This is a genomic window from Massilia sp. IC2-278, assembly GCF_020708045.1.
GTDB lineage: Bacteria > Pseudomonadota > Gammaproteobacteria > Burkholderiales > Burkholderiaceae_D > Telluria.
On record NZ_JAJFES010000012.1, the window covers coordinates 116,818 to 142,704 of the forward strand.

Sequence of the window (25,887 nt, forward strand, 5' to 3'; positions counted from 1 at the left end):
GCTACCGTAGAAATACGGGTAAGCCATCCTCCCGCCTTGCCAAACACTGCGATAAAAATCATAATGCGAATCGTTCTCATTATATTTACGTATGACTCGCGTCCAGCGACGACATAGCGATAACAAAAACGACCCGACGACATGAATAACAAAGCAGCGCCAGCAGGCCAGACCACCACTCCCTTTATCCGCAGCCGCAAGCACGTACGCAACGCTCCCGTTCTCACCGGTTCCGCCCTGGCCGTGCTGGCCACGCTGGGCGCGCCGGCGGCCCTGGCCGATACCGGCCACAAGGACATCGACCCGGCAGTGCCGGTGGTCGAAGTCACCGGCGTCAACCGCCGCGACGTCCAGGCCCCGGTAGTCTCGAGCTCGGACAAATTCACTGCGCCGCTGCTGGACACGCCGAAGTCGGTGACCGTGATCGGCCAGGAAGTGATCGCGCAAACCGCCGCCGTGTCGCTGGCCGACGCGCTGCGCACCGTGCCGGGCATCACCATCGGTGCCGGCGAAGGCGGCAACCCGGTCGGCGACAACGTCTTCATCCGCGGCTACAACGCCCAGACCGACACCTATGTCGACGGCATCCGCGACGCCGGTTCGCAGTCGCGCGAGATCTTCAACCTGGAGCAGGTGGAAGTCGTCAAGGGCCCGAACTCGGCCTACGGCGGACGCTCCTCGGCCGGCGGTGGCATCAACCTGGTCAGCAAATCGGCCCAGCTCGAGAACTTCTCGAACGCCACCGTGGGTGTGGGCAGCCATGACTACCGCCGCGTCACGGGCGACCTGAACCGCACCATCAGCAACGACATCGCCTTCCGCCTGAACGTGATGGCCCACGAAAACAACGTGGCCGGCCGCGACGTGGTCGGCGGCGACCGCTGGGGCATCGCGCCAACCGTCACCTTCGGCCTGAACGGTCCGACCAAGGCGATCCTCAGCTATTACCACCTGAAGACGAGCGAAATCCCGGACACCGGCATCCCGTTCAACAACCCGTTCTCGAGCGGCGCCAACGTGCGCCTGAACGGCAACGGCACGCCGGTCAGCGTCGACCGGTCGACCTTCTACGGCCTGGTCAACCGCGACTTCCGCGACACGAAGACCGATATCGGCACCGTCGACCTGCGCCACGACTTCGGCGGCGGCCTGGTGCTGCGCAACGTCACGCGCTACGGCAAGACGAAGAACGACTACGTCTGGACCCAGCCCGACGATTCCAAGGGTAACGTCCTGCTGTACGGCACCGTCTGGCGCCGCACCAACACCCGCGTCACCGATACCGAGACGGCGGCGAATGCCACCAGCCTGTCGGGCAAGCTGACCACTGCCGGCATCAAGCACAGCTACAACGTGGGCGTCGAGTTCAACCGCGAAACGACCGAGCGCGGCAGCTACGTGTTCACGCCGGGCACCAACAACCTGCTGACCAACAACACCGTCTGCGCGACCTCGGGTGCGGCCACCGGCTACAACTGCGCGCCGCTGAACAACCCGAATCCCTACGACCCATGGGTGACGACGCGCACCCTGTCGCCGGCCCGCACCGACATCGAAACCCGCACCCGCGCCGTCTACGGCTTCGACACCATCGAGTTCAATCCGCAGTGGCTGCTGAACCTGGGCGCCCGCTGGGACGACTTCTCGAGCGAACTGAACGTGAGCAATGCGCCGGCTTCGCGTGCCCGCGTCGACAGCAGCTTCGACACCTACCAGGCCGGCCTGGTGTTCAAGCCGGTGACCAACGGCAGCATCTACCTGTCGTATGCCACCTCGGCCACGCCGCCGGGCAACGATGGCGGCGACGGCCTCGATGGCCTGACGGTAGCGATCCAGAACCTGGAGCCGCAGACCAGCAAGAACCTCGAGCTGGGCACGAAGTGGGAAGTGCTGAACAACCGCCTGTCGCTGAACGCCGCCATCTTCCAGAGCAAGATGAACAACGGGCGCGTGACGGCGCCGGACGGCAGCACGCAAAACGTCGGCAAGAAGGAACTGAAAGGCGTCGAGCTGGGCTTCTCGGGCAAGTTGTCGAATGCATGGCAAGTGTTTGGTGGCTACACCTACCTGGATGCCACGGTCGAGGACAATGGTTTCGTGAACACCGGCACCGCCGCCGCGCCGGTCTGGAGCGCCTCGCCGTACAACGGCAACGCCTTCCCGACCACGCCGAAGAACGCGGCCTCGCTGTGGACGTCCTATGCCTTCGGCAAGAACATCACCGCCGGCGTCGGCATGAACTACGTCGACCGCGTGTATGCCAACGTCAACAACACGAAGTACGCGCCGAGCTACACCCGCTTCGACGCCATGGCCAGCTATGTGCTGAACAAGAACGTATCGTTCCAGCTGAACGTGCAGAACCTGGGCGACAAGGTCTACTTCGACCGCGTGTCGTCGCCGCACTACGCGGGCGTCGGCGCCGGCCGTTCGGCAACCCTGACCGCCAACCTGAAGTTCTAAGACGGGCATGGTGCACGCGGCCCTCCTTGCTGGCGGCGGGGAGGGCCGTTTTGTTTTCTAGAAAAGGAATACGAGCATGATGGTGCATATCCCCGGCGTCCTGAGCCGGGAGCAGGTGGCGCAGATGCGCCAACGCTTGAACGACACCGACTGGGTCGACGGCCGCGCCAGCGTCGGCGCCCAGGGCGCGCAAGTCAAACGCAACCGCCAGCTGGCCGAGGGTTCGCCGCTGGCTGTGGAGCTGGGGAACGCGGTCAGCGCGGCGCTGATGGCCAATCCGCTGTTCTTTTCCTCGGTGCTGCCGCTGCGCATCCTGGCGCCGTATTTCAACAGCTACGGCGGCGGCGAGCACTACGGCCTGCACGTGGACGGCGCCATCCGCGCCCAGCGCCCGGGCATGCCGGCCTTGCGCGCGGACGTGTCGACCACGGTGTTCCTGAGCGACCCGGACGAGTACGACGGCGGCGAGCTGGTGGTGGTCGATGCCTACGGTACGCACGAGGTGAAATTGCCTGCGGGGGATGCGATCGTGTATCCCTCGGGCAGCGTGCACCAGGTGCTGCCGGTGACGCGCGGCGAGCGGGTCGCTTCCTTCCTCTGGACCCAGAGCATGGTGCGCGACGACGGCAAGCGTGCGATGCTGTTCGAGCTCGACACCAACATCCAGGCGCTGCGCGGCGCCCATGGCGAGTCGGATGCCACGGTCGGGCTGACCGGGCATTATCACAACCTGCTCAGGATGTGGGCCGAAGTCTGACGATGCGGCGCTCTGCCGGCAAGGAGCGGTTTGGCAGGAAGGCGCCGGGCGGCGGCGGCGGACTGCCGGAAGCAAACCGCGCCTAGCAGGCGTTGCGGCCGCCAGAGCAATTATTTTGAGTTAAACCACTCGGCAGGAGAGGACGGGGAGGCTTTGCCGCGCCCCTCTGAAATCCTGTCTCGTTCAGCCTGTGCATCGTGTCGCATTCTGCCTCGTTTTGTCTCGGAAAATAACGCGACAAAAAAAGACAGGATGCGACAGGATTTCCACCCTAAACGAGACAGCTTGCCAGAGGGCGTTCTGATGCCTTCCCCAGTCTTCCCCGGCCCGGCTACACCCCTACATCAGAACGAATAATCGACCCGGGCATACATCGAGCGCCCATTGATGCCGAACGGGCAGGTTTCCCAGCAGTGGGTAAAGCCCATCGCCGGGAAGGGGTTGGTGTCGGAGGCTTGCCAGCGCGTCGGGTAGGTATCGAACAGATTGTTGATGCCGGCCGACACGCTCAGCGCCTTGCTGAACGAATAGCGCGCGGTCAGGTCGACGATCCATTTCGCGTCCCAGGTCTGCACGTCCGGCGTGAAGCCCTGGCCCTGCACCTTGCCGAAGTAGTTGGCGCGGCCGGTGACGTTCCAGGGGCCGGTCGTGTAGTCGGCCGCCACCACGTGGTGCTGGCGCGGCTGGCCGCGTTCGATCAGCACCACCTGCGCGTTGTCGAACAGCTGTTCGCCCGTCAGCACCGGCGATTGCGAATGGCGGTCCTTCACCTTGGTCTTGTTGAAGCCCAGCTGGCCGGACAGCACCAGGGTCGAGCCCGCGTTGCGCGTGGTGTGCTGGGCCGTCAGGTCGAAGCCGTCGGTGCTGGTGTCGATGGCGTTCGTGAAGAACTGGGCCTGGCCCACGCGCAGCGGTACCAGCAGCGCGCCGATCGGGCAGCGCACCGGATCGACACAGGCGCCGTCTTCGGCCTGCAGGACGCTCGAGAAGACGATGCGGTCGTCGATGTCGGTTCGGTACAGGTCGGCCGTGACTGAGAAGTTCTTGCTCGGGCGCAGGATCAGGCCGATGCTGGCATTCTTCGATTTTTCTTCCTTCAGCGGCGAGATGCCGAAGGCCTGGGTCACGGCGCTGCTCTCGCGCGCGGTCAGGGTTTCCGTCAGCGTGCCGTCCTGGTTCAGGTTGGTCGAGACCGAGCTGTAGAATTTCTGTTGCACGCCCGGGGCGCGGAAGCCCGTGGAGACGCTGCCGCGCACGCCGACGGTCGGCGACGGGTCCCAGCGCGCGCTCAGCTTGCCGGTGGTGGTCGAGCCGAAGTCGGAATAGCGTTCGTGGCGCACGGCCGCACCGACGTTCACCTGCTCGCCGAACTTGCGTTCGAGATCGAGGTAAAGCGCGATGTTGTGGCGGGCATCGTCGACTTCGTTCGACGGCGTGTAGCCGGGGAAGCCCTGGATGCCGGAGGCCGCGATGCCGCCGAAACGGTCGAGGATGAGCTTGGTTGGATTGTTGGTGCGGCCGTACTGGTAGGAGACCGGGTCGCCGGCCACGATCTCGTAGCCGTCGCGCCGCCATTCGAAACCGGTGGCCACGTACAGCGGCGCGCCGCCCACCTGCACCGGACCCTTGAAGTCGAGGTTGAAGGTGGTCTGGTTGAATTTCAGGGCGCCGGTGTCGGCCTCGGTCGGCGATTCGCGGCGGTTGTCTTCGTAGTAGTAGCTGACGTTGATCGAGTTGCGCTCGTGGAAGTCGAGCTCGCTGCGGCCATGGTTCACGCTCGCATCCATGCTCCACTCATTGCCCAGCTCGTGACGATAGCCGAGGGCCAACGACGCATCCTTGACCGTGGTGACGATGTTCGGCAAGAAGCCGTTCGGATAGATTTCGGGCACGGTGCGCGCATCCTCGGCAGGGCGGAAAAAGCCGCCGGAGTCGCCCTTGCGCTTCGAGGCGCCACCGAACACGTAGAACTCGCCGCCGTTCGAGCGCACCGGCAGCGCCGCGTTCAGCCACAGGTAGGCATCCTTGGCATTGCTGTCGCCGATGCGCTGGGTCACGCGCGGCGGATCGACGCGCAGGGTGTCGACGCCGGCGCGGTTGGTCTCGTTGCGCTTGCGGCCTTCGAGCGACAGGTTGAGGTAGCCGCCGTCGGCGCCGAGCGCGAAGCCCTTGTGGATGCTGGCCGAATAGGTGTCGCCGTCGCCTTCATCGGTGGTGCCGACGTTGGCGCTGAACTGGCCGAGGTCCGCGCCTTTCTTCAGGATGATGTTGATGACGCCGGCAATCGCGTCCGAGCCGTACTGGGCCGCGGCGCCGTCGCGCAGCACCTCGATGCTCTGGATGGCGGACAGGGGAATGGCGTTGATGTCGGTGCCGGCCGAGCCGCGCCCGATGGTCTGCTGCACGTTCACCAGCGCCTGCTGGTGGCGGCGCTTGCCGTTGATCAGGACCAGCAACTGGTCGGGGCCGAGGCCGCGCAGCGTGGCGGGGCGGATGATGTCGGTGCCGTCGCTGATGAAGGTGGTGGTGAAGTTGAACGACGGGTCGAGGTCCTGCAGCACCTTGCCCAGTTCCTGCATGCCGGTCGACTGCATGTCCTTCAGGTTCACCAGGCCCACCGGCACCGAGGTGTCGAGCGCGGTCTTGGCCTGGGTGCGCGAGCCGAGCACGATCACCTGTTGCAGCGGCTCGGTTTCCTGCGCTTGCGCCGGCGCGAAAGCAGCGAGGATTGCGGAAGCCAGCAGCGCGCGTTGTAGCGTTTGTTTCTTCATTGTTCTTGTCCCCTGAATGTTTTGTTACGCCATCGAGTGCATCCGTGTGTCATTTGTACCGACAACCCATCATAACTAAACGTTATCTATTGGCAAGCTTTAGTTATGCTGCATTGAAACTGTGGCCGGGCTGACACACTCGGCAATGTTGCTTGACAGGCATGGGCATGCGAGGATAGACGGATGAGCCCAACTTTCCTGATGCCGCTGGCCCCGTCCGACAGCGCGGCTTTGCGCGCCTTCGAAACCGCCAACCGCGCCTTTTTCGAGGCGGCCATCAATGGCCGGCCTGCCGGCTATTACGCGCCGGGCGGGGTGGAAGACGCGCTGGCGCTGGCGCTCGAGGACGCCCGGGCCGACCGCGGCTACCAGTACTTGTTGAAGAACGGGCAGGGCGCCATTCTCGGACGCGTCAACCTTGGCCACGTGCGGCGCGCGCATTTTCATTCGGCGGTGCTGGGCTACCGGATCGCCGAATCCGAATGCGGCAAAGGATATGCCGGCGAAGCGGTGCGGCAGGTGCTGGGAATCGCGTTCGGCGAGCTGGGCCTGGCCAGGATCGAGGCCGATTGCCGGGTGGAGAACGTGGCGTCGGCGCGCGTGCTGCTACGTAACGGCTTCACGCAGTTCGGTCATTCACGGCGCAGCTTCGAATTGCATGGCAAATGGTATGACCGCCTGCACTTCGAATGCCATGCGCCGGCGCGCTAGATACCTGGACCGGGATGGATTATTTTTCCATCAAAACCGGATAGGCAGGCCGGTATCTTATTTGTTGCTGTAATGCAAAGATATCGGTAGGATGGCTGTTCCCGTTCCTGCCGGAGTTGCCGATGCCTCGCCTTGTGAAGCTGCTGTCCGTCCTGTTGCTGTCGCTCCCCATCCTCGCTGGCGCCGCCTGCGAAGACCCAGCCAAGCCGATCGACGAGCAGGGCTTCGTCGCCATCAACGGCATTGAGCAATGGGTCACGATCAAGGGCCAGCGCTGCGGCAATCCGGTGGTGTTGATGGTCCATGGCGGCCCGGGCAACCCGCTCACCCCCTTGGCCCACAATATCTTCGCTACCTGGGAAAAGGACTTCACCATGGTGCATTGGGACCAGCGCGGCAGCGGCATGACCTGGGGCCGCAATCGCCCCGCCGAGAACGAAGCCCTGACGATGGAGATCTTGACTGCCGATGGCCTGGCGGTGGCCGACTACGCCGCGCGCCATCTCGGCAAGCGCAAGCTGCTGCTCTGGGGCAGTTCCTGGGGCTCGATGCTGGGCATCCAGATGGCGCATGCGAAACCGGCGCTGTTCGACGCCTACATTGGCGCGGTGCAGGTGATTTCGTACAAGGAAAACGAAACGGCGCTGTACAACAAGCTGCTGCAGCTGGCGCGCGCCGCGAACGACCAGGACGCCATCGGCAAGCTCGAGGCGCTCGGCGCGCCGCCCTGGAGCGACCCGCGTGCCTTCGGCATTGCCCGCCGCATCGACCGCAAGTACGAGGCCAAGGTGACCGATCCGGCGCCGGCCTCGTGGTGGAAGCCTGCGCCGGCCTATGCGACGCCGAAGTACGAGGCCGACTACGAAGCCGGCGAAGATTATTCCTTCCTGCAGTTCGTCGGGCTGAAGGGCGATGGCATGTTCTCGCGTTACGACCTGCACCGGCTGGGCACGGGCTTCGCGTTGCCCGTGTATTTCGTGATGGGCCAGGAAGACATCCTGTCCTCGCCCGAGGTCGCGCGGCGCTATTTCGACCGCATCGAGGCGCCGCACAAGCGTTTCGTGGTGGTGCCGCGCGCCGGCCACGACCCGAACGAGCCGATGATCGCCGCCCAGCTGCAGGTCTTGCGCGAAGCGGCGGCGCGGGCGCGCTAAAGGCCGTCAACCGGGCGTGTCAGCCCGCCGGTCGACGGCGGCCATCTCTCAAGTTTTGCCGTTGCGTTTGCGCGCCGCGAAGCCGGCGCCCAGCATCGCGATGCCGAACAGGGCCAGCGAACCCGGCTCCGGCACCTCACCGCCAACTTCGTCAAGTTTGAACTGGCCGTTGGCGCCGATGAAGAAATATTCTCCCGGAACGTTTGCATACGGTGTGGTGCCGCTGCATCCAGGTCCACCGAAATTGGCGAATTCGCAGGCCACTTCGTCTACCAGCGTGCCGTCCGGCTCACCGACGGCGTTTGCATTGGTGAAGGCAAATGCCAGGAGGGCCGCGTCCGACAAGTCGTCGCCGTCCGCATTGAAGAAGTAGCCTGGGGTGAGGGAGCCGGCGGAGGCCCGTGCGAATACGCTAACGTCGCCATTTCCAGTTGGGGCGCCCGTGGCATCCACCATGCCGCCGCCGCCTGCCAGCACGTCGAAGCTGGCAATCAGGTTGCCGAGGTTGGCGCCATAGATGCCGTCGGTCCCACCGTATTGGTTATTAGTGGAATTCTGGTACATCCGGATGGTGCCGCCCGAGAACGTGAATGCGCCGCTGAAGTCGCCGCTGCCGAAGCCTTCAAAGACAGCAGAGATATTGCCTCCCTGGTAATTCATCGGGAACAGGCGCCCGTTCGAATCGGCCTGGGTAATATTGAATACGGCGTATTCGCGGAATGTGAAGCTGCTGTCGCCTTCGGGATCCAGCCAAATGAAGGCATTGCCGTTGACGTCCAGATATTCGTTGATCGTTTGTCCGCTTTCGAAGCCACCACCAATCGGATTGAATACCCAATCGTTCAGTACTGTCTGCGCCTGGGCTGCGCCCATCGAGACTGCGAATGCAGTACCCAGGGCCAGTTTCTTCAGAAGTTTCATGATCGCGTCCTTGTGGTTGAGCGGTGCCGCCACCGCGAACGAGTACAAGCAAGGGCCGTACCTGTGTCACGAAATCCTTGTTAATCAAGGTGTTGTAAATACAAGGGTGAAGTGGCAAGTCGAGAGTGTAAAAAAATCCGATCTCTGCAGTAACTAAGTTTGTTCTAATTGCAATATATTTCACCCTAGCCAGAAGCAGGACGAAAAAAGGGCCGGCCCCTGGCGGGGACCGGCCCTCGGCTTACGCTAGCGCGTTCGCGGTATTACGCAGCCAGCAGCTGGCGCAGCACGAACGGCAGGATGCCGCCATGCTTGTAGTAGTCGACTTCGATCGGGGTGTCGATACGCAGCAGCACTTGCACTTCCTGCGATTCGCCGTTTTCGCGGTGGATCACCAGGGTCGCCTGTTGCTGTGGCTTGATCTCGCCTTCCAGGCCCTTCAGGTCGTAGGTTTCCTTGCCGGTGATGCCCAGGGTCTCGACGCTGTCGTTGCCGATGAACTGCAGCGGCAGCACGCCCATGCCCACCAGGTTCGAGCGGTGGATACGCTCGAACGAGCGTACGATCACGGCCTTCACGCCCAGCAGCTGGGTGCCCTTGGCTGCCCAGTCGCGCGACGAGCCGGTACCGTACTCTTCGCCGCCGAACACCATGGTCGGGGTGCCTTCGGCCACGTACTTCATGGCCGCGTCGTAGATCGACATCTGTTCGCCGGTCGGCTGGTGGATGGTGATGCCGCCTTCGACCGCGGAACCGTCGGCCTTGGCCGGGATCATCTTGTTCTTGATACGCACGTTGGCAAAGGTGCCGCGCATCATGATCTCGTGGTTGCCGCGGCGCGAGCCGTAGGAGTTGAAGTCGGCCTTCAGCACGCCGTGATCCTTCAGCCATTTACCGGCAGGACCGTCTTCCTTGATCGAACCGGCCGGGGAGATGTGGTCGGTGGTGATCGAGTCGCCGAACACGCCCAGTGCGCGCGCGCCCTGGATGCCGGTGGCGGCCGCTTTCGGGGTCATCTCGAAGTCGCTGAAGAACGGCGGTTCGGCGATGTAGGTCGATTCAGGCCAGTTGTACACTTGGCCTTCGGTCGACGACACGCGTTCCCACAGGGCGCCAGGGTTGCCCTTGACGTCGGCGTAGTTCTTCTTGAAGACTTCCGAGTTCATCGCGAAGCGCATCAGTTCGCCCACTTCCTGCGAGCTAGGCCAGATGTCGCCCAGGTAGACATCGACGCCGTTGCTGTCTTTGCCGACCGGTTCGGTCATCAGGTCGCGCGTCATGTTGCCGGCGATCGCGTAGGCGACGACCAGCGGTGGCGAGGCCAGGAAGTTCGAACGGATGTTCGGGTGGATACGTGCTTCGAAGTTACGGTTGCCCGACAGGACGGCCGAAGCGACGATGTCGTTCTGGACGATCGCGGCGTTCAGTTCCGGGGTCAGGTCGCCGGCGTTGCCGATGCAGGTGGTGCAGCCGTAGGCGGTCACGCCGAAGCCCAGCTTTTCCAGGTAAGGCAGCAGGCCGGCGGCGGTCAGGTACTCGGTAACGACGCGCGATCCAGGAGCCAGCGAGGACTTGATGTGCGGGGCCACGGTCAGGCCGCGCTCGACGGCTTTCTTGGCCAGCAGGCCCGCAGCCAGCAGCACGCTCGGGTTCGAGGTGTTGGTGCACGAGGTGATGGCGGCGATCAGGACGTCGCCGTTCTTCACGCGCACACCGTTGGTGGTCTCGTAGACTTTCGACAGGTCGTCGGCCGACTTGTTGAAGCCGTTCTCGGTCGTTGGCTTGCTGAACAGTTCGGTGAAGGTGTTCTTCACGTGGCCCAGTTCGATACGGTCTTGCGGACGCTTCGGACCGGCCAGCGATGGGGTGACGGTCGACAAATCGAGGGTCACCACGCGGGTGTACTCGATCTCGCCTTCCTGCGGGATGCCGAACATGCCCTGGGCCTTGTAGTAGTTCTCGAAGGCAGCCAGTTCTTCTTCGGTACGGCCGGTGCCGCGGAAGTAGTCGACGGTTGCTTCGTCGACCGGGAAGAAGCCCATGGTCGCGCCGTATTCAGGCGCCATGTTGCCGATGGTGGCGCGGTCGGTGGTCGACAGCGAACGGGTGCCTTCGCCGAAGAACTCGACGAACTTGCCGACGACTTTTTCTTTACGCAGCAGTTCGGTGATGGTCAGCACCAGGTCGGTCGCGGTGCAGCCTTCGCGCAGCTTGCCCTTCAGGTTCACGCCGATGACGTCCGGGGTCAGGAAGTACACAGGCTGGCCGAGCATGCCGGCTTCGGCTTCGATACCGCCCACGCCCCAGCCGACGACGCCGACGCCGTTGATCATGGTGGTGTGCGAGTCGGTGCCGACCAGGGTGTCAGGGTAGAAGGTGTCGCCGTTCTTCATGACGCCACGTGCCAGGTATTCCAGGTTAACCTGGTGGACGATGCCGAAGCCCGGTGGCACGACGCCGAAGGTGTCGAATGCCTGCATGCCCCACTTCATGAACTGGTAGCGCTCGTTGTTGCGCGAGAATTCCAGCTTCATGTTCAGGTCCAGCGCGCCCGGCTCGCGGAAGTGGTCGATGGTGACCGAGTGGTCGACCACCAGGTCGACCGGCACCAGCGGCTCGATCTTCTTCGGATCGGCGCCGGTCTTGGCGGCGACGTTACGCATCGCGGCCAGGTCGGCCAGCAGCGGCACACCGGTGAAGTCTTGCAGCACGACGCGGGCCAAGACGAAAGGAATCTCGTCGGTACGCTCGGCGGTCGCGCCCCAGTTCGCCAACTGGCGAACGTGCTCTTCGGTGACCTTCTTGCCGTCGCAGTTACGCAGCACGGATTCGAGGACGATACGGATCGACACCGGCAGGCGCGACAGGTTCACGCCCAGGCTTTCGCCCAGTGCCGGCAGCGAATAGAACTGGCCGGACTGGCCGCCCGCGAGCGGGAAGTCCTTCAGCGTGTTCAGGGTGTTGCGAGACATAAGCTCTCCTTCAGTAGGGGTCTCTTGTTATTGCTACTAAACTAATAATCAGCGTGAGCAAGGAAATCGGCCGACACAGGGCCGGCCTTCACTTTGCATCAGCCTTTCTTTTCTTCCAGGCCGGCGGTCACCAGCGGCTTGGACTGCTCCGCGTTCTTGCATTCGTTGGCCAGCTGGCGGTTCAGCTTCGAGTCGAGCAGGATGCCCTTGGCCGGGATGCCGATCCAGATCAGACCGTAGTTCTTGTTCTCGAAGCGCAGCGCGCCGGTGGTCGTGCCCACGCGCTCCAGGCGGTGCAGGCGCTTCTTCCAGCGCAGCGCGATGTGCGCATCGTCTTTTTCGTTCGTATAGATCGTGATCGCGTTGCCCAGTTCACAGGCGTAGTCGGTGACCTTGGTGTCGGTGATGTCCGGTTCCGGCTCGTCGATGGTGGCCGCGACCGCGGCGCCCGCACCTGCTGCGGCAACGGCGGCAGCCTTTTTACCCTTGGACGATTTCTTGGTTTGCGCCTTTTTTACAACATCGGCGGCTTTCGGATGGTTCTTTTCAGGGGCTGCCGATGCTGGAGCGGCGCACAGGCCGAGGGCCGCGAGCGCAACAGTGCCGGCGGCGAGGAGGTGTTTGACTGGGGTGGCCATTAGTGGATTTCCGTTTGGTTGACGATTGCCGCCGCGGATTCAGGCAGCGCCAGGCCGGCCAGCTTCGCGCGCTGCAAAACGGTCCAATAATATCGGTAGCTGGCGCGGTCGTGCAAGCGCCCATGCTGAGCGATCGGTCCCCAATTTACCGCCATCGCTTCCTGCAGGATGTTGGTGGCTTCGTTCACCTCCGACAGCCTTGGCGTGAACGCCTTGATGATCGGCTTGATCTGGTCCGGGTGGATGCTCCACATGCGCGTGAAGCCGAATTCAGCCCCAGCGCGTTGTGCGTCATTCGCCACAACCGCGCTGTCCTTGATTTCGGTCGTCACATTATGCGAGGCGACCTTGCCGTGCGCATGACATGCCGCAACCATTTCCAGCTTGGCGCGGACAACCAAAGGGTGCGAAAACTGTCCCGGGGTGCGCATCGCGCTGGCCGGAATCGCGCCATAGTGCGAGGAGACGAAGTCCATGATGCCGAACGACAGGCACTCGACCTGGGGCAGGGCGGCGATGTCCCAGGCTTCGCGCAGGGCGCCGTGGGTCTCGACCAGCACGTGCACCGGCAGCGCGGCGCGGCCGGCGGGAACTGCCACCCGGTTGATGATTTCCAGCGCGCGGCGCACGTCGGCCACGCCGTTGGCTTTTGGCAGTACCACGTAGGCCAGGTTGCTGGCGGCGGCGCCGACGATGGTCGTCACATCCGATTCGAAGAAGGGGCTGTCGATGTCGTGCAGGCGCGCGCCGATGCGCTTGTGGCGGTTGTCTTCGCTATTGATGAGATCCGCGACCAGCTGGGCGTGCGCGGCTTCGTTGCCGGCGGCGGCGCCGTCCTCGCAGTCGAAGGTGATGTCGAAGACGGGACCAAGCTCTTGTTGCAAGGCCATCGACTTGCGCATCAGTTTCTCCGAGCCGCAATAGTGATCGCAGGCGGGAAGAAGGAGCGGCTGGCGTTTGCCCTGGAATAAAACCTCGGAAGGATGCATGTGTGTTTCTTGTATCTCGTGTAATGCAGATGCTGGAGTGGAAAACGACGAAGCCGCCGACCCCTTGACAGGGGTGCGGCGGCTGCGGCGCACGGTCGGCTTGGCCGGGTCCATGGCGCCGCGACTCGGGCTTAGGCCAGCAGGTGGGCCACGCCTTCACGCTCTTCGGTCAGTTCCTTCAGCGTGAGGTTGATGCGCTCTTGCGAGAACTCATCGATTTCCAGACCCTGGACGATCGAGTATTCGCCGTTTTCGATGGTGACCGGGAAACCGAACATGGTGCCTTCCGGGATGCCGTACGAACCGTCCGATGGGATGCCCATGGTGGTCCACTTGCCATTGGTGCCGACGTGCCAGTCGTGCATGTGGTCGATGGCGGCGTTGGCTGCCGAGGCTGCCGACGACAGGCCGCGTGCTTCGATGATGGCGGCGCCGCGCTTGCCGACGGTCGGCAGGAAGGTGTCGCGGTTCCAGACGTCGTCGTTGATCAGCTCTTTCACCGACTGGCCGTCGATGGTGGCGAAGCGGTAGTCGGCGTACATGGTCGGCGAGTGGTTGCCCCAGACGGCCAGCTTCTCGATCGAGGCAACTGGTTTACCGGTTTTCGCAGCGACTTGCGACAGGGCGCGGTTGTGGTCCAGGCGCAGCATGGCGGTGAAGTTCTTGCTTGGCAGCGAAGGAGCCGACTTCATGGCGATGTAGGCATTGGTGTTGGCTGGGTTGCCGACCACCAGGACTTTCACGTCACGCGAAGCGACGGCGTCGAGCGCCTTGCCTTGCACGGTGAAGATCTGGGCATTCGCTTCCAGCAGGTCCTTGCGTTCCATGCCAGGGCCGCGTGGACGTGCGCCGACCAGCAGGGCGTAGTCGACGTCCTTGAAGGCGGTCATCGGGTCCGAGTGGGCGGTCATGCCGGCCAGCAGCGGGAATGCGCAGTCATCGATTTCCATCATGACGCCCTTGAGCGCCTTCTGTGCCTTTTCGTTGTCGATTTCCAGCAGTTGCAGGATGACCGGCTGGTCCTTGCCCAGCATGTCGCCGTTGGCGATGCGGAACAGCAGGGAATAGCCGATCTGGCCGGCCGCGCCGGTAACGGCAACGCGCAGTGGGGTTTTAGCCATGATGAATCTCCAAAAGTGGGAATGAAAACGGTCGACGCCGAGAATACGCCTGTTTGGGAAAACTGCAATGATACCAAAAGCGGCAAGTATTCAAGTGGATGCTCGCAGCCGGACGGGGCCTGTTTACCTTGCCGGTAGCAGGCTGCCCGCGGGGTGGCAAGCTTCCAATCGACCGCGAGTGTATTCCTCGCCACTTCCACCTGTCAATTGATATCATATGTCTTATATAAGACACATGTCCTTGCCATGTGTACACTGGACGAGGAAGGGCTTTCGTGGTGAAATAGCGGTCTATGAATCCCCATTCGTCCAACCCGAACAGCGACGGCACAGTCGGCAACGGTTCGCCGTCGTTCCGGCCGCTGTACCAGCAGATCAAGGCGCTGATCACCCAGAGCCTGCAGGCGGGCGAATGGAAGCCGGGCGAGTTGATGCCGAGCGAGGTCGAACTGGCCGCGCGCTTCAAGGTCAGCCAGGGCACGGTGCGCAAGGCCATCGACGAGCTGGCGGCTGAAAACCTGGTCGTGCGCCGGCAAGGGAAGGGCACCTTCGTTGCCACCCACCATGAAGAACGCGCCCACTTCCGCTTCCTGAAACTGATGCCCGACGAGGGCGTTCCCCACCATCCCGACAACCGCGTCATCGAGGTCAAGCGCATCCGCGCGCCGGCCGAGGTCGCCCGTTTGCTCGAGCTGAAGGCGGGCGACGCGGTCGTCTACATCAAGCGCGTGCAGTCCTTCGATGGCGCGCCGACGATCCTGGAAGAGCTGTGGCTGCCGGGGCAATTGTTCAAGGGCCTAACGGCGGAGCGGCTGGTGGAATACAAGGGGCCGATGTATGGCCTGTTCGAATCGGAGTTCGGCACGCGCATGATCCGCGCGACCGAGAAGATCCGCGCGGTCGGCGCCGACAGCGCGGCCGCGGAATATTTACAGGTGAGCGAAGGCACGCCGCTGCTGTGCGCGGAGCGGGTGTCGTTCACCTATGGAGACAAGGCGGTGGAGTTGCGGCGCGGGTTGTATTCGACGGCAAAGCATCATTACCAGAATGAGTTGTCGTAGCAAGGTCGAGGACGTTCGCGCCGGCCGGTGATTGTCGTATCGGCCGAGGCGGCGATGATGCCGATCGTAAGGTGGGCACCCCGTGCCCACGCGGAACGTGGATCATGGTTGACGCCGGGACGAATCGTGCAAACGGCCAACCCGCGGCGTCTCGGGAGATGCTCCCGATCACGGTTCCGTGGCCGCGAACGGATTTGATGTGACCAGCGGCCGGGAACGCCATCGCACGTACCGCGTGGGCACGGAGTGCCCACCGTACGGGATGCGTTTCGACCGGTCGGCGGGTGCGTTTCGAAGGAATTTGCAAGGCCCAGGTCGGGCCCTGCAACAATCGCTTCACGCGATTAAAATATGTTGGTTTTTAGAATGCGCCGAACAAAACCCTGTTCCCCGCGCGACTGACCGATATTCTGGAAACGGATATTGGTGCGGATCAAAAAATCGGCGAAAATTAAGGGTTAATCACATTTTGTCAGTCAAGGAGGTGTTGTATGTCCGAAGCCATAACAAAGCAGCAAAAGAGGGGACAGCCGATTCGTAATGTCAACATTGGAGACATTACGCTGAAGTATCGCCAGCCGCCGTCGGCGATTGTGTCGATCCTGCACCGTATCAGCGGATTCGGCATGTTCTTGCTGCTGCCTTTCCTGCTCTACCTGCTGCAGGAAAGCCTGCGCTCGGAGATTTCCTTCGCCCATTTCGCCGGGATCGTCGACAACCTGTTCGTCAAGGTCATCCTGCTCGGTCTGTCGTGGGCTTACCTGCACCACTTCACCGCCGGCATCCGCCACCTGTTCATGGATAACCACCTGGCCCTGGACAAGGATGCAGCACAGAAAACCGCACGCTGGGTGCTGGTGATCAGCCTGGCCCTGACCGTCGTCGTCGGCCTGAAACTGTTTGGAGTCTTCTAATCATGGCAAGCAAGAATAATATCGGCCAGCGCCGCCTCGTCGTCGGCGCCCACTACGGCGTGCGCGACTGGCTGGCGCAACGCGTCACCGCCATCCTGATGGTGGTCTACACCGTCATCCTGCTCGGCACCTTCCTGACCGCACAGAATTTCACCTACGAAGGCTGGGCGGCGCTGTTCTCGCGCCAATGGTTCAAGCTGTTCTCGGCAGTCACCTTCTTCGGCCTGTTCTACCACGTGTGGGTCGGCCTGCGTGACATCTGGATGGACTACGTCAAGAACGCCGGCATCAAGCTGTTCCTGCAATGTGCCACCGTGCTCGCACTGCTGGCCTATGCCGTGTGGACCGTGCAAATTCTCTGGAGTGTTTAATCGTGGCAGCATTTAATTCTGCAATCCCTACCCGCCAATTTGACGTCGTCATCGTCGGCGCCGGCGGTTCCGGCCTGCGCGCCGCACTGCAACTGACCGAAGCCGGCCTGAACGTCGCCGTGCTCTCAAAAGTCTTCCCGACCCGTTCGCACACCGTGGCGGCCCAGGGCGGCATCGGCGCCTCGCTCGGCAACATGAGCGAAGACGACTGGTACTGGCACATGTTCGACACCGTCAAGGGTTCGGACTACCTGGGCGACCAGGACGCCATCGAATTCATGTGCCGCGAAGCACCGAAGGTCGTCTACGAGCTCGAACACTTCGGCATGCCGTTCGACCGCAATCCCGACGGCACCATCTACCAGCGTCCGTTCGGCGGCCACACCGCCAACTTCGGCGAAAAGCCGGTGCAGCGCGCCTGCGCCGCGGCCGACCGTACCGGCCACGCCCTGCTGCACACCCTGTACCAGCGCAACGTCCGCTCGCGCACCCACTTCTTCGTCGAATGGCAAGCCCTCGACCTGGTGCGTAACAGCGACGGCGACGTGCTCGGCGTGGTGGCCCTGGAAATGGAAACCGGCGACGTCATGATGCTGCAAGCGAAGACCACCATCTTCGCCACCGGCGGCGCCGGCCGTATCTTCGCCGCTTCGACCAACGCCTTCATCAACACCGGCGACGGCCTGGGCATGGCGGCACGCGCCGGCCTGCCGCTGCAGGACATGGAGTTCTGGCAATTCCACCCGACCGGCGTGGCCGGCGCGGGCGTCCTGATCACCGAAGGCGTGCGCGGCGAGGGCGGTATCCTGATCAACTCGAACGGCGAACGCTTCATGGAGCGCTATGCGCCGACCCTGAAGGATCTGGCGCCACGCGACTTCGTCTCGCGCTCGATGGACCAGGAAATCAAGGAAGGCCGCGGCGTCGGCCCGAACAAGGACCACGTGCTGCTGGACCTGCGTCACATCGGCGCCGACACCATCAAGAAGCGCCTGCCGTCGATCCTGGAAATCGGCCACAAGTTCGCCAACGTCGACGCGACCAAGGAACCGATTCCTGTCGTCCCGACCATCCACTACCAGATGGGCGGCATCCCGACCAACATCCACGGCCAGGTCGTCGCTCCTGACGGCACCGGCGGCCAGAAGATCGTCAACGGCCTGTACGCGATCGGCGAATGCGCCTGCGTCTCGGTGCACGGCGCGAACCGCCTGGGCACCAACTCGCTGCTCGACCTGGTGGTCTTCGGCCGCGCGGCCGGCAACCACATCGTCGGCCAGAACCTGAAGGCGCAGGGCAACCGCGCGCTGCCGAAGGACTTCGCCGACTACGCCCTGGGCCGCCTGAACGCCCTCGAGAACTCGACCGGCGGCGAGCGCGTGCAGGACGTCGCCAACGCCATCCGCTCGACCATGCAGAAGCACTGCGGCGTGTTCCGTACGCAAGCGCTGATGGACGAAGGCGTCAAGGAAATCATGCAGCTGGACGAGCGCCGCAAGCACATCTCGTTCAAGGACAAGTCGAAGGTGTTCAACACCGCGCGTATCGAAGCGATCGAACTCGACAACCTGATCGAAGTGGCGAAAGCGACCGTCGTTTCGGCGGCAGCCCGCAAGGAATCGCGCGGCGCCCACGCCCACAGCGACTACGAGCAGCGCGACGACGAAAACTGGATGAAGCACACGCTGTTCTTCTCGGAAGGCAACCGCCTGGACTACAAGCCGGTCGTGACCAAGCCGCTGACGGTCGATACCTTCAAACCGAAGCCACGTACCTTCTAATCCACGACAAATCATTGATGAGGGCAGGGCACAGGTCCTGTCCCGACTGAATAGGCAAACAAATGGCACGCACAGTCCAACTGAAGATCTACCGCTACGATCCGGACAAGGATACGAAGCCTTACATGCAAGACGTCACCGTCGAACTGAAAGACACCGACAAGATGCTGCTCGACGCACTGCAGCGCATCAAGTCCGACGTCGACGACTCGCTGGCCCTGCGCCGCTCCTGCCGCGAAGGCGTGTGCGGTTCGGACGCGATGAACATCAACGGCAAGAACGGCCTGGCCTGCACCACCAACCTGAACGAGCTGACCCAGCCGATCGTGCTGCGTCCTCTGCCGGGCCTACCGGTGGTGCGCGACCTGGTGGTCGACATGACCAACTTCTTCAAGCAGTATCACTCGATCAAGCCGTTCCTGATCAACGACTCGATCAAGCCGGAAAAAGAGCGCCTGCAATCGCCAGAAGAGCGTGAAGAACTCGACGGCCTGTACGAGTGCATCCTGTGCGCGTGCTGCTCGACCTCGTGCCCGTCGTTCTGGTGGAACCCGGACAAGTTCGTCGGTCCGGCCGGCCTGCTGCAAGCCTACCGCTTCATCGCCGACTCGCGCGACGAAGCCACCAACGAGCGCCTGGACAACCTGGAAGACCCGTACCGCCTGTTCCGCTGCCACTCGATCATGAATTGCACGGACGTATGCCCGAAGGGCCTGAATCCGAACAAGGCGATCGGCAAGATCAAGGAAATGCTGGTTCGCCGGGCGATTTAAGTTTGTTGTTGTTTCGGCCGGCGCCGTAACGCCGGCCGTGCGGTGGTGGGTACAAGTACCCACCCTACGTAGGGTGGGTTCTCGAACCCACCATTACGCCGCATGCACACCGAAAACGCATGCAAAACCGGACACATCCGTCCGCGTAGGTAAAAACAACAAGACGAACAACTTACCGTCCGTCCCGTGTCGCAAAAATCGGATATCCTCCGCCTGATTGCGTCCAAAGTATTGCAATAAATACAGTAAAAGTACGGTACTGCCGAATACCGGCAGCCGGAGTATAGTGTTGACCCAACAACGGACTCTAGTGTGGAAACACAGCACAATCCGCAGCAAGCTGCGCATCAATCCGACCCGACCAACCGTGCCCGCCTGCGCTGGCGTGCACGCCGTGGCCTGCTCGAAAACGACCTGATCCTCACGCGCTTCCTCGATGCGCATGAGGAAACCTTGAGCGACGAGGAAGTCGACGCGCTGACCCGCCTGCTGGACCTGGCGGACAATCCGCTGATGGACCTGCTGCTGGGCCGCGCCGAGCCCGAGGGCGAAACCGACCTGCCGCACGTGCGCGCCCTGGTGGCGCGCCTGCGCCAAGCGTGAGCGAATTTCGTATTCGTTTTACATTTTGTAGATCCACTCCCAAGAAGGAAGTGCCATGAATATCTCTGATACCAAAGCCACCCTGTCGTTCTCCGACGGCAGCCCATCGGTCGACATGCCGATTTACAAGGGCACGATCGGCCCGGACGTCATCGACATCCGCAAGCTGTATGGCCAGACTGGCAAATTCACGTACGACCCGGGCTTCATGTCGACTGCCTCGTGCAACTCGAGCATCACCTACATCGACGGCGACAAGGGCGAGCTGCTGTACCGCGGCTTCCCGATCGAGCAGCTGGCAGTCAACTGCGACTTCCTGGAAACCTGCTACCTGCTGCTGAACGGCGAACTGCCGAACGCCGAGCAGAAAGCCAAGTTCGAGAACACCGTGACCCGTCACACGATGATTCACGAGCAGATGAACTTCTTCTTCCGTGGCTTCCGCCGCGACGCGCACCCGATGTCGGTCCTGGTCGGCACCGTCGGCGCGCTGGCTTCGTTCTACCACGACTCGCTCGACATCAACGATCCGGAACAGCGTGAAATCTCCGCCATCCGCCTGATCGCCAAGATGCCGACCCTGGTCGCCATGGCCTACAAATACTCGGTCGGCCAGCCGTTCGTGTACCCACGCAACGACCTGTCGTACAGCGCGAACTTCATGCACATGATGTTCTCGAACCCGTGCGAAGAGTACAAGGTCAACGACGTGCTCGTGCGCGCCCTGGACCGCATCCTGATCCTGCACGCAGACCACGAGCAGAACGCATCGACCTCGACCGTCCGCCTGGCCGGCTCGTCGGGCGCCAACCCGTTCGCGTGTATCGCTGCCGGTATCGCCTGCCTGTGGGGCCCTGCCCACGGCGGCGCCAACGAAGCGGCACTGACCATGCTGAAGGAAATCGGCTCGGTCGAGAACATCCCTGCCTTCATCGAGAAGGTCAAGGACAAGAACTCGGGCGTGAAGCTGATGGGCTTCGGTCACCGCGTGTACAAGAACTTCGACCCGCGCGCCAAGCTGATGCGCGAAACTTGCCACGAAGTGCTGGAAGAACTGGGCCTGCAAGACGACCCGCTGTTCAAGCTGGCCATGGAACTGGAACGCATCGCTCTGGAAGACGAATACTTCGTGTCGCGCAAGCTGTACCCGAACGTCGACTTCTACTCGGGCATCGTGCAGTCGGCACTGGGCATCCCGGTCTCGCTGTTCACCGGTATTTTCGCAATGGCCCGTACGATTGGTTGGATTGCGCAGTGGAACGAAATGATTGCCGATCCAGAACAGAAGATCGGCCGTCCGCGCCAGCTGTTCGTCGGTTCGCCGGTACGCGACGTGCCGTCGATCGACAAGCGTTAATCGAACGGTGTTTCATGAAAAGCGGGCTGCGGCCCGCTTTTTTATTGGCGGTCCGCATGCGTTGACGAAACGGGCAGGGTGGTTATACTGGGCCCTTGCGCGCCGTTCCGTAGGGTGGACTCCCGAGTCCACGCGGTACACCGTATGCGCGTTCGAAATTATTCTTGGGAACCGTGATCGGTTTTCATGTGTTGTACAGGGTGGACTCGGGAGTCCACCCTACAAAATACAAAAACCGGTGGGTTCAAGAACCCACCCTACCCATACCATGAACCTTGACAGCACATGCATGCATTGCGGTTCATCCCTGAACGAGGGAGGCGTCTGCACGCCTGGTCGTTGCGCCGTCGCTTCCCACTTTTCGCCGTCCGCGAAAGACATCGCCTGGCTCTCCCGGGCTCGGTGAGGACCATCCGCCTGGCGCCACGCCGGCCGTCCTCCCGAGCCACTCCATCGTAACGAACCTCGCCCCGATCCGCGGGCGATGGCCATTCATTCGGCCGCACTGAAGGCGGCCATACAAGGAGTAACAACATGAGACCGAACATCGTCGTATCGTCGCTGGACATGGAGCGCCTGGAGGCGCTGATCGATTCGCTGCCTGCCGCCCAGGCCGACAACTGCGCCGCCCTGCTGGAAGAGCTGGCGCGCGCCGAACTGATGGAACCCGAAGATATGCCGCCCGACGTGGTGAGCATGAATTCGCGCGTGCGCTTCGTGCTCGACGACGCGGCTGAGCCGATCGAGATGACGCTGGCCTACCCGAAGGATGTGCATGGCGAGGCCGACAAGCTGTCGGTGCTCACGCCGATCGGCAATGCACTGCTGGGCCTGAAGGCGGGCGACAGCATCGCCTGGGCGCGGCCGGACGGCGCCTTTTGCCAGGTGCGGGTAATCGAGGTGGTGTACCAGCCCGAGCGCGCGGGCGAACTGCACCGCTAACTAGTTACACTTGCCGCGCAGCTTGGCCACGGCAACGAAGGGCAGGGCGAACAGGCCGGTCAGGAAGAAGGTCGGCTGCCGCTTCAGGCCGTCCGGGTGCAGGCAGTCCGGCACCCTGGCTTCCGAGAACTCGCGCCCAAAACTCTCGTAGGGCGTGGCGGAAATCGTGTCGTTCTCGTAGCGGCGTGGGTTTTCCCAGGTGGTGTCCAGCGTTTCCTTGACCGCCTTGCGGATGGCGTCGTCGCTGATGCGGCTGCGCAGCGTGGCGCCCGGCTGTGGCGGCGTTGTTGCAGCTTGTGCCGCAGGCGGTGCCGTGGGCAGCAATTCGGACTGGACCACAGGCGGCGGTTCGGCACGGGCAGCCAGGGACAGGCAGAGCAGGCAAGTAGCGAAAGGGCGCATGAACGGCTCGACAGACGTAACGTTGCCTAATGTACACGAAGTTGGCTGGGCGTGCCGAAATGGCAATCCAGCAAGCATATGGCTGTGTACAATCGCTACTTTCAGTCAACGGAACGTCGCCCATGAAACGCCTGCTGCTCGCCTGCTGTCTGCTGTTCTGCTCCCTCGCCGCGCAAGCGGATGCCAGCCTGAAGCGCAAGGTCGACGCCTTTGTCGACCGCTGGCACGACGATGCGGCGCACGCGCGTCCCGTCTACTTCGACAAGATCGCCAAGGATGGCATCTACATCGGTACCGACAAGACCGAACGCTGGCGCCGCGACGAGTTCAAGGCCTGGGCGCGGCCTTATTTCAAGGGCAAATCGGCCTGGGCCTTCAAGGCTATCAAGCGCCACGTGTATGCGTCCGATGACGGCTCCATGGTCTGGTTCGACGAGCTGCTCGACACGCAAATGGGCGTGTGCCAGGCCAGCGGCATCATGCGGCGCAAGGGCGACAGTTTCGAGATCGTGCATTACCAGCTGTCGATGGCGGTGCCGAATGAGGTCGGCGGCCAGGTGACCAAGCTGATCAAGGATTTCGAGGCCAAGGATGGCTGGAAGACCAGCAAGCGCTGACAGGCGCTATGTTATTGTGATGCCCCTCCAGCATGCATCCGGTAACGACAGTGAGCAACACCAGTCCTAGTCCTCGTCCCTATGTGGGACGCTTCGCCCCATCGCCCACTGGCCCGCTGCACGCCGGTTCGCTGGTGGCGGCGCTGGCCAGCTACCTCGATGCGCGCGCCCACCACGGCGAGTGGCTGGTACGCATCGAAGACATCGACGAAGGCCGCAGCGTGGCCGGCGCCGACACGGCGATCCTGGCGCTGCTGACTTCCCTCGGCATGGTGTCGGACCGCGAAGTCGTGTGGCAGAGCCGGCGCAAGCCCCTGTACGAAGCCGCGGCAGAACAGCTCGGCCGGCACGCCTACCCCTGCGGCTGCAATCGCCGCGAAATCCAGGATTCGCGCCTGGGCGTGGCGCCCGACGGCGCGGCGATCTATCCGGGCACCTGCCGCCATGGCCTGGCGCCGGGACGCGGCATGCGCAGCCTGCGCCTGCGCGTGCCCGACGTAGGCGCAGACGCCATTACCTTCACCGACCGTTTCATGGGCACGCTGACCCAGCGTCTGGCGAGCGAATCGGGCGACTTCGTCCTGAAGCGCGCCGACGGTTACTGGGCCTATCAACTGGCGGTGGTGGTCGACGATGCCGACCAGGGCGTGACCGACATCGTGCGCGGCGCCGATTTGATCGATTCGACGGCGCGCCAGATCTACCTGCAAACCCTGCTCGGGGTGCCGACGCCGCGCTACCTGCACGTGCCGGTGGTGCGCAATGCCGATGGCGAAAAGCTGTCGAAACAGACCGGCGCGCTCGCTGTGCTGCCCGGCGACGAGCCGGCCGCCATTCAAGCGCTGCTCGATGCCGCGCGCTTCCTCGGCCTGCCTCTGGATCGCCCCGACTCGCTCGCCAGCTTCTGGCGTGCGGCGATTCCCGCCTGGTCAGCCATGCTGGCCGAGCGGGAGGGGCGTGCTCCTCAAGCCGGTTAAGCCCGGCGGCGGCGCGCCATCATCCCCAGGCCGGCCAGGCCCATCCCCAGCATGCCCCAGGTGGCCGGTTCCGGAATCGGCGCCGCCACCAGGAAGCCGCGGATTTCGCCGGCCGGGTATTGCGAGGTGTGGATGTTGAGATAAGCCTCGTTCGAGGCGATGGCCTCGATCAGCGCGGCGCCGGCCGAGGCCGGGGTGCCGCCAAAGGCCGCCAGGAAGGCCGGGTCATAGATGGTGGCGTCGCTCAGGTCGAAGGATGCGCTGTAGCTGCCCGACGTGACCCCCAGCGGGAAATCGGTGAAGGGGATCGCGATCGGCGCCACGCCGGTGAACGCGGCCGTGGTGCAGCAGTGGATGTGGGCCATCGTGGTGCCGGACAACAGGTCGCGGAAAGGCACGTCGGCGGTCATGATGCTGCCTTCGATGTCGAAGGTAGCGACGCTGGAGCCGGGCGAGCCGTTCGGCGGGCTTTCGGCTGGTCCGCTGGCGACGGCCCGGATGATGCCGTCCTGGGCCTGCGCCAGGGCTGGCGCGCAGGCTGCGGCGGCGGCCAGGGCAAGAATGGACAAGCTGCGTTTCATGGTATACCTCCTGATCAGGAAAGAAACCAACGCGTCACGGCGTGACGCTGCGCAAAAAACTAGCACGTTGGCTCGTGGGTATACACACGGTACGGATGGGCAAAGGCTGCTGAGCAATTAGCTCGTGCGGAAATGGAGAAGTCTGTTGGATATGATTCGATTACAGGGCATGCGACTCTGAAATCGAATCATTTTTACAACATGTACACGGTCCTTATTTTTTCTTCTGGATCGTGATTTCGCCGTCGGCCTCCAGGAAGGCGCACTGCATGTCTGAGCGCTCGCAACCGGCGGCACGCAGGGCCTGGTCCAGGTCTTCGGCCGTGATACGGCAATGGCGCACCACCTTGTCGAAGAAGACGCCGTCGCGGCCGATCAGCACCGCCGTGCCGTCCAGCAGCACCGACATGCGGCGGCTATAGGCGGAGATGATCGCCACGGCCGTATTCAGCACGATCAGGGTGGCGGCGATGATCAGGCCGCCGCTCAGGGAATCGTCGCCGCCCGAGAGCGAATTCGACACCGCTTCCGATAGCAGCATCACGACCAGCAGGTCGAAGGGCGTGAACTGGCCCACGGTGCGCCGGCCCGAGATGCGCACCATCACCAGCAGGACCAGGTAGACCACCGCCCCGCGCACGATGAACTCCCACCAAGGCAAATCCATGTCGAACATCGCCATCTCCGAATGCACGCTGATGGGGCGATTCTAATCATTTTATTAACAGTGTGCCGTTCGGTTCGGCACGGCGGACACGTCATTCGCGGTGATAGCTGCGCATGCGGAACACCATCGTCCCTTTGCTGCGTTCGCAGAAGCCGCTCATGGTTTCACCCGGTGCGAGGGTCCGGCTCAGGCGCGTGCCGGGTTGCTTGCCGGCGCAGGCTGCGTGCAGTTCGTCGGGGATGGCGGGCAGGGGCGGTGGCGCAGGTGGCGCCGGGACGGCTGGTTCCGCAGGTGCGGCAGGGGCAGCCGGGGCAGCCGGTGGGGCCGGAGGCAGGGGCGCCATG

At 63.1% G+C, this 25,887-nt stretch carries 24 protein-coding genes; 14 read left to right on the top strand and 10 right to left on the bottom strand.

Going from position 1 to position 25,887, the window contains the following annotated elements; all coding sequences use genetic code 11:
* Window positions 1–141 precede the first annotated feature (141 nt).
* Together LK540_RS19410 and LK540_RS19415 are read left to right on the top strand one after the other, a co-directional pair.
* On the top strand, window positions 142–2,463 hold the full coding sequence (locus LK540_RS19410; protein WP_229438956.1) for a TonB-dependent siderophore receptor: 2,322 nt from the start codon (window positions 142–144) through the stop codon (window positions 2,461–2,463).
* A 76-nt stretch (window positions 2,464–2,539) separates the two neighbouring features.
* Window positions 2,540–3,220: a Fe2+-dependent dioxygenase gene (locus LK540_RS19415; protein WP_229438957.1), complete on the top strand. Its 681-nt coding sequence runs from the start codon at window positions 2,540–2,542 to the stop codon at window positions 3,218–3,220.
* A gap of 344 nt (window positions 3,221–3,564) precedes the next feature.
* On the opposite strand, the gene LK540_RS19420 is transcribed toward LK540_RS19415, so the two are convergent.
* Window positions 3,565–5,991 carry a TonB-dependent siderophore receptor gene (locus LK540_RS19420; RefSeq protein ID WP_229438958.1) on the bottom strand — a complete coding sequence of 809 codons (2,427 nt, stop codon included), beginning with the start codon at window positions 5,989–5,991 and terminating at the stop codon, window positions 3,565–3,567.
* A 183-nt stretch (window positions 5,992–6,174) separates the two neighbouring features.
* Here LK540_RS19420 and LK540_RS19425 point away from each other — a divergent pair, with 183 nt between their 5' ends.
* On the top strand, window positions 6,175–6,702 hold the full coding sequence (locus LK540_RS19425; protein WP_229438959.1) for a GNAT family N-acetyltransferase: 528 nt from the start codon (window positions 6,175–6,177) through the stop codon (window positions 6,700–6,702).
* 122 nt (window positions 6,703–6,824) lie between these two features.
* The gene (locus LK540_RS19430; protein ID WP_229438960.1) at window positions 6,825–7,856 is read left to right on the top strand and encodes an alpha/beta fold hydrolase; all 1,032 of its coding nucleotides are present in this window, start codon (window positions 6,825–6,827) and stop codon (window positions 7,854–7,856) included.
* Window positions 7,857–7,904: 48 nt separating this feature from the next.
* Here LK540_RS19430 and pepA read toward each other — a convergent pair whose 3' ends face one another.
* The 5 genes from pepA to LK540_RS19455 form a co-directional block, all read right to left on the bottom strand.
* The gene (gene pepA, locus LK540_RS19435) at window positions 7,905–8,777 is read right to left on the bottom strand and encodes a flocculation-associated PEP-CTERM protein PepA (RefSeq protein WP_229438961.1); all 873 of its coding nucleotides are present in this window, start codon (window positions 8,775–8,777) and stop codon (window positions 7,905–7,907) included.
* 263 nt (window positions 8,778–9,040) lie between these two features.
* On the bottom strand, window positions 9,041–11,749 hold the full coding sequence (gene acnA, locus LK540_RS19440) for an aconitate hydratase AcnA (RefSeq protein ID WP_229438962.1): 2,709 nt from the start codon (window positions 11,747–11,749) through the stop codon (window positions 9,041–9,043).
* Between the two features lie 98 nt (window positions 11,750–11,847).
* Window positions 11,848–12,387 (bottom strand): hypothetical protein, encoded by a 540-nt coding sequence (locus tag LK540_RS19445; RefSeq protein WP_229438963.1) that lies wholly within the window; start codon window positions 12,385–12,387, stop codon window positions 11,848–11,850.
* Window positions 12,387–13,376, bottom strand: coding sequence for a CoA ester lyase (locus LK540_RS19450; protein ID WP_229438982.1), 990 nt, complete (start codon window positions 13,374–13,376; stop codon window positions 12,387–12,389). Before LK540_RS19450 ends, LK540_RS19445 begins: the two co-directional genes overlap by 1 nt.
* 131 nt (window positions 13,377–13,507) lie before the next feature.
* Window positions 13,508–14,497: a malate dehydrogenase gene (locus LK540_RS19455; RefSeq protein WP_229438964.1), complete on the bottom strand. Its 990-nt coding sequence runs from the start codon at window positions 14,495–14,497 to the stop codon at window positions 13,508–13,510.
* A 293-nt stretch (window positions 14,498–14,790) separates the two neighbouring features.
* Between LK540_RS19455 and LK540_RS19460 the strand changes: the two genes are divergently transcribed.
* The 8 genes from LK540_RS19460 (at window position 14,791) to rnk (ending at window position 22,299) form a co-directional block, all read left to right on the top strand.
* A complete protein-coding gene (locus LK540_RS19460) occupies window positions 14,791–15,558 on the top strand; it encodes a GntR family transcriptional regulator (RefSeq protein ID WP_229438965.1) in 768 nt (255 codons plus the stop codon).
* A 491-nt stretch (window positions 15,559–16,049) separates the two neighbouring features.
* Entirely contained in the window at window positions 16,050–16,472 is a 423-nt protein-coding gene (gene sdhC, locus LK540_RS19465; RefSeq protein WP_229438966.1) for a succinate dehydrogenase, cytochrome b556 subunit, read from the top strand.
* Window positions 16,473–16,474: 2 nt separating this feature from the next.
* Entirely contained in the window at window positions 16,475–16,843 is a 369-nt protein-coding gene (sdhD, locus tag LK540_RS19470) for a succinate dehydrogenase, hydrophobic membrane anchor protein (protein WP_229438967.1), read from the top strand.
* A 2-nt stretch (window positions 16,844–16,845) separates the two neighbouring features.
* Window positions 16,846–18,624 (top strand): succinate dehydrogenase flavoprotein subunit, encoded by a 1,779-nt coding sequence (gene sdhA / locus LK540_RS19475; protein WP_229438968.1) that lies wholly within the window; start codon window positions 16,846–16,848, stop codon window positions 18,622–18,624.
* A 62-nt stretch (window positions 18,625–18,686) separates the two neighbouring features.
* Window positions 18,687–19,397, top strand: coding sequence for a succinate dehydrogenase iron-sulfur subunit (locus tag LK540_RS19480; RefSeq protein WP_229438969.1), 711 nt, complete (start codon window positions 18,687–18,689; stop codon window positions 19,395–19,397).
* A 312-nt stretch (window positions 19,398–19,709) separates the two neighbouring features.
* Window positions 19,710–20,000, top strand: a complete 291-nt coding sequence (locus LK540_RS19485; RefSeq protein WP_229438970.1) for a succinate dehydrogenase assembly factor 2 — start codon at window positions 19,710–19,712, stop codon at window positions 19,998–20,000.
* 55 nt (window positions 20,001–20,055) lie between these two features.
* Window positions 20,056–21,357 carry a citrate synthase gene (gene gltA, locus LK540_RS19490; protein ID WP_229438971.1) on the top strand — a complete coding sequence of 434 codons (1,302 nt, stop codon included), beginning with the start codon at window positions 20,056–20,058 and terminating at the stop codon, window positions 21,355–21,357.
* Between the two features lie 534 nt (window positions 21,358–21,891).
* Entirely contained in the window at window positions 21,892–22,299 is a 408-nt protein-coding gene (rnk, locus tag LK540_RS19495) for a nucleoside diphosphate kinase regulator (RefSeq protein WP_229438972.1), read from the top strand.
* On the opposite strand, the gene LK540_RS19500 is transcribed toward rnk, so the two are convergent.
* A complete protein-coding gene (locus LK540_RS19500; protein ID WP_229438973.1) occupies window positions 22,300–22,701 on the bottom strand; it encodes a hypothetical protein in 402 nt (133 codons plus the stop codon).
* Window positions 22,702–22,823: 122 nt separating this feature from the next.
* On the opposite strand from LK540_RS19500, the gene LK540_RS19505 reads away from it, so the two are divergent.
* Together LK540_RS19505 and gluQRS are read left to right on the top strand one after the other, a co-directional pair.
* Window positions 22,824–23,318 carry a nuclear transport factor 2 family protein gene (locus LK540_RS19505; RefSeq protein ID WP_229438974.1) on the top strand — a complete coding sequence of 165 codons (495 nt, stop codon included), beginning with the start codon at window positions 22,824–22,826 and terminating at the stop codon, window positions 23,316–23,318.
* A 50-nt stretch (window positions 23,319–23,368) separates the two neighbouring features.
* Window positions 23,369–24,295 (top strand): tRNA glutamyl-Q(34) synthetase GluQRS, encoded by a 927-nt coding sequence (gluQRS, locus tag LK540_RS19510; RefSeq protein WP_229438975.1) that lies wholly within the window; start codon window positions 23,369–23,371, stop codon window positions 24,293–24,295.
* Here gluQRS and LK540_RS19515 read toward each other — a convergent pair.
* The 3 genes from LK540_RS19515 to LK540_RS19525 all read right to left on the bottom strand — a co-directional run.
* Window positions 24,292–24,876 (bottom strand): CHRD domain-containing protein, encoded by a 585-nt coding sequence (locus LK540_RS19515; protein WP_229438976.1) that lies wholly within the window; start codon window positions 24,874–24,876, stop codon window positions 24,292–24,294. The genes gluQRS and LK540_RS19515 overlap by 4 nt on opposite strands.
* A gap of 214 nt (window positions 24,877–25,090) precedes the next feature.
* Window positions 25,091–25,552 carry a DUF421 domain-containing protein gene (locus LK540_RS19520; RefSeq protein ID WP_229438977.1) on the bottom strand — a complete coding sequence of 154 codons (462 nt, stop codon included), beginning with the start codon at window positions 25,550–25,552 and terminating at the stop codon, window positions 25,091–25,093.
* 82 nt (window positions 25,553–25,634) lie between these two features.
* Window positions 25,635–25,887 (bottom strand): hypothetical protein (locus tag LK540_RS19525; RefSeq protein ID WP_374041371.1); only part of this gene is annotated, 253 nt, incomplete at its 5' end.

Coding starts and splice junctions, on each gene's coding strand:
- LK540_RS19410 (WP_229438956.1), top strand. CDS start 142: ATGAATAACAAAGCAGCGCCAGCAGGCCAGACCACCACTCCCTTTATC.
- LK540_RS19415 (WP_229438957.1), top strand. CDS start 2,540: ATGATGGTGCATATCCCCGGCGTCCTGAGCCGGGAGCAGGTGGCGCAG.
- LK540_RS19420 (WP_229438958.1), bottom strand. CDS start 5,991: ATGAAGAAACAAACGCTACAACGCGCGCTGCTGGCTTCCGCAATCCTC.
- LK540_RS19425 (WP_229438959.1), top strand. CDS start 6,175: ATGAGCCCAACTTTCCTGATGCCGCTGGCCCCGTCCGACAGCGCGGCT.
- LK540_RS19430 (WP_229438960.1), top strand. CDS start 6,825: ATGCCTCGCCTTGTGAAGCTGCTGTCCGTCCTGTTGCTGTCGCTCCCC.
- pepA (WP_229438961.1), bottom strand. CDS start 8,777: ATGAAACTTCTGAAGAAACTGGCCCTGGGTACTGCATTCGCAGTCTCG.
- acnA (WP_229438962.1), bottom strand. CDS start 11,749: ATGTCTCGCAACACCCTGAACACGCTGAAGGACTTCCCGCTCGCGGGC.
- LK540_RS19445 (WP_229438963.1), bottom strand. CDS start 12,387: ATGGCCACCCCAGTCAAACACCTCCTCGCCGCCGGCACTGTTGCGCTC.
- LK540_RS19450 (WP_229438982.1), bottom strand. CDS start 13,376: ATGCATCCTTCCGAGGTTTTATTCCAGGGCAAACGCCAGCCGCTCCTT.
- LK540_RS19455 (WP_229438964.1), bottom strand. CDS start 14,497: ATGGCTAAAACCCCACTGCGCGTTGCCGTTACCGGCGCGGCCGGCCAG.
- LK540_RS19460 (WP_229438965.1), top strand. CDS start 14,791: ATGAATCCCCATTCGTCCAACCCGAACAGCGACGGCACAGTCGGCAAC.
- sdhC (WP_229438966.1), top strand. CDS start 16,050: ATGTCCGAAGCCATAACAAAGCAGCAAAAGAGGGGACAGCCGATTCGT.
- sdhD (WP_229438967.1), top strand. CDS start 16,475: ATGGCAAGCAAGAATAATATCGGCCAGCGCCGCCTCGTCGTCGGCGCC.
- LK540_RS19480 (WP_229438969.1), top strand. CDS start 18,687: ATGGCACGCACAGTCCAACTGAAGATCTACCGCTACGATCCGGACAAG.
- gltA (WP_229438971.1), top strand. CDS start 20,056: ATGAATATCTCTGATACCAAAGCCACCCTGTCGTTCTCCGACGGCAGC.
- rnk (WP_229438972.1), top strand. CDS start 21,892: ATGAGACCGAACATCGTCGTATCGTCGCTGGACATGGAGCGCCTGGAG.
- LK540_RS19500 (WP_229438973.1), bottom strand. CDS start 22,701: ATGCGCCCTTTCGCTACTTGCCTGCTCTGCCTGTCCCTGGCTGCCCGT.
- LK540_RS19505 (WP_229438974.1), top strand. CDS start 22,824: ATGAAACGCCTGCTGCTCGCCTGCTGTCTGCTGTTCTGCTCCCTCGCC.
- LK540_RS19515 (WP_229438976.1), bottom strand. CDS start 24,876: ATGAAACGCAGCTTGTCCATTCTTGCCCTGGCCGCCGCCGCAGCCTGC.
- LK540_RS19520 (WP_229438977.1), bottom strand. CDS start 25,552: ATGTTCGACATGGATTTGCCTTGGTGGGAGTTCATCGTGCGCGGGGCG.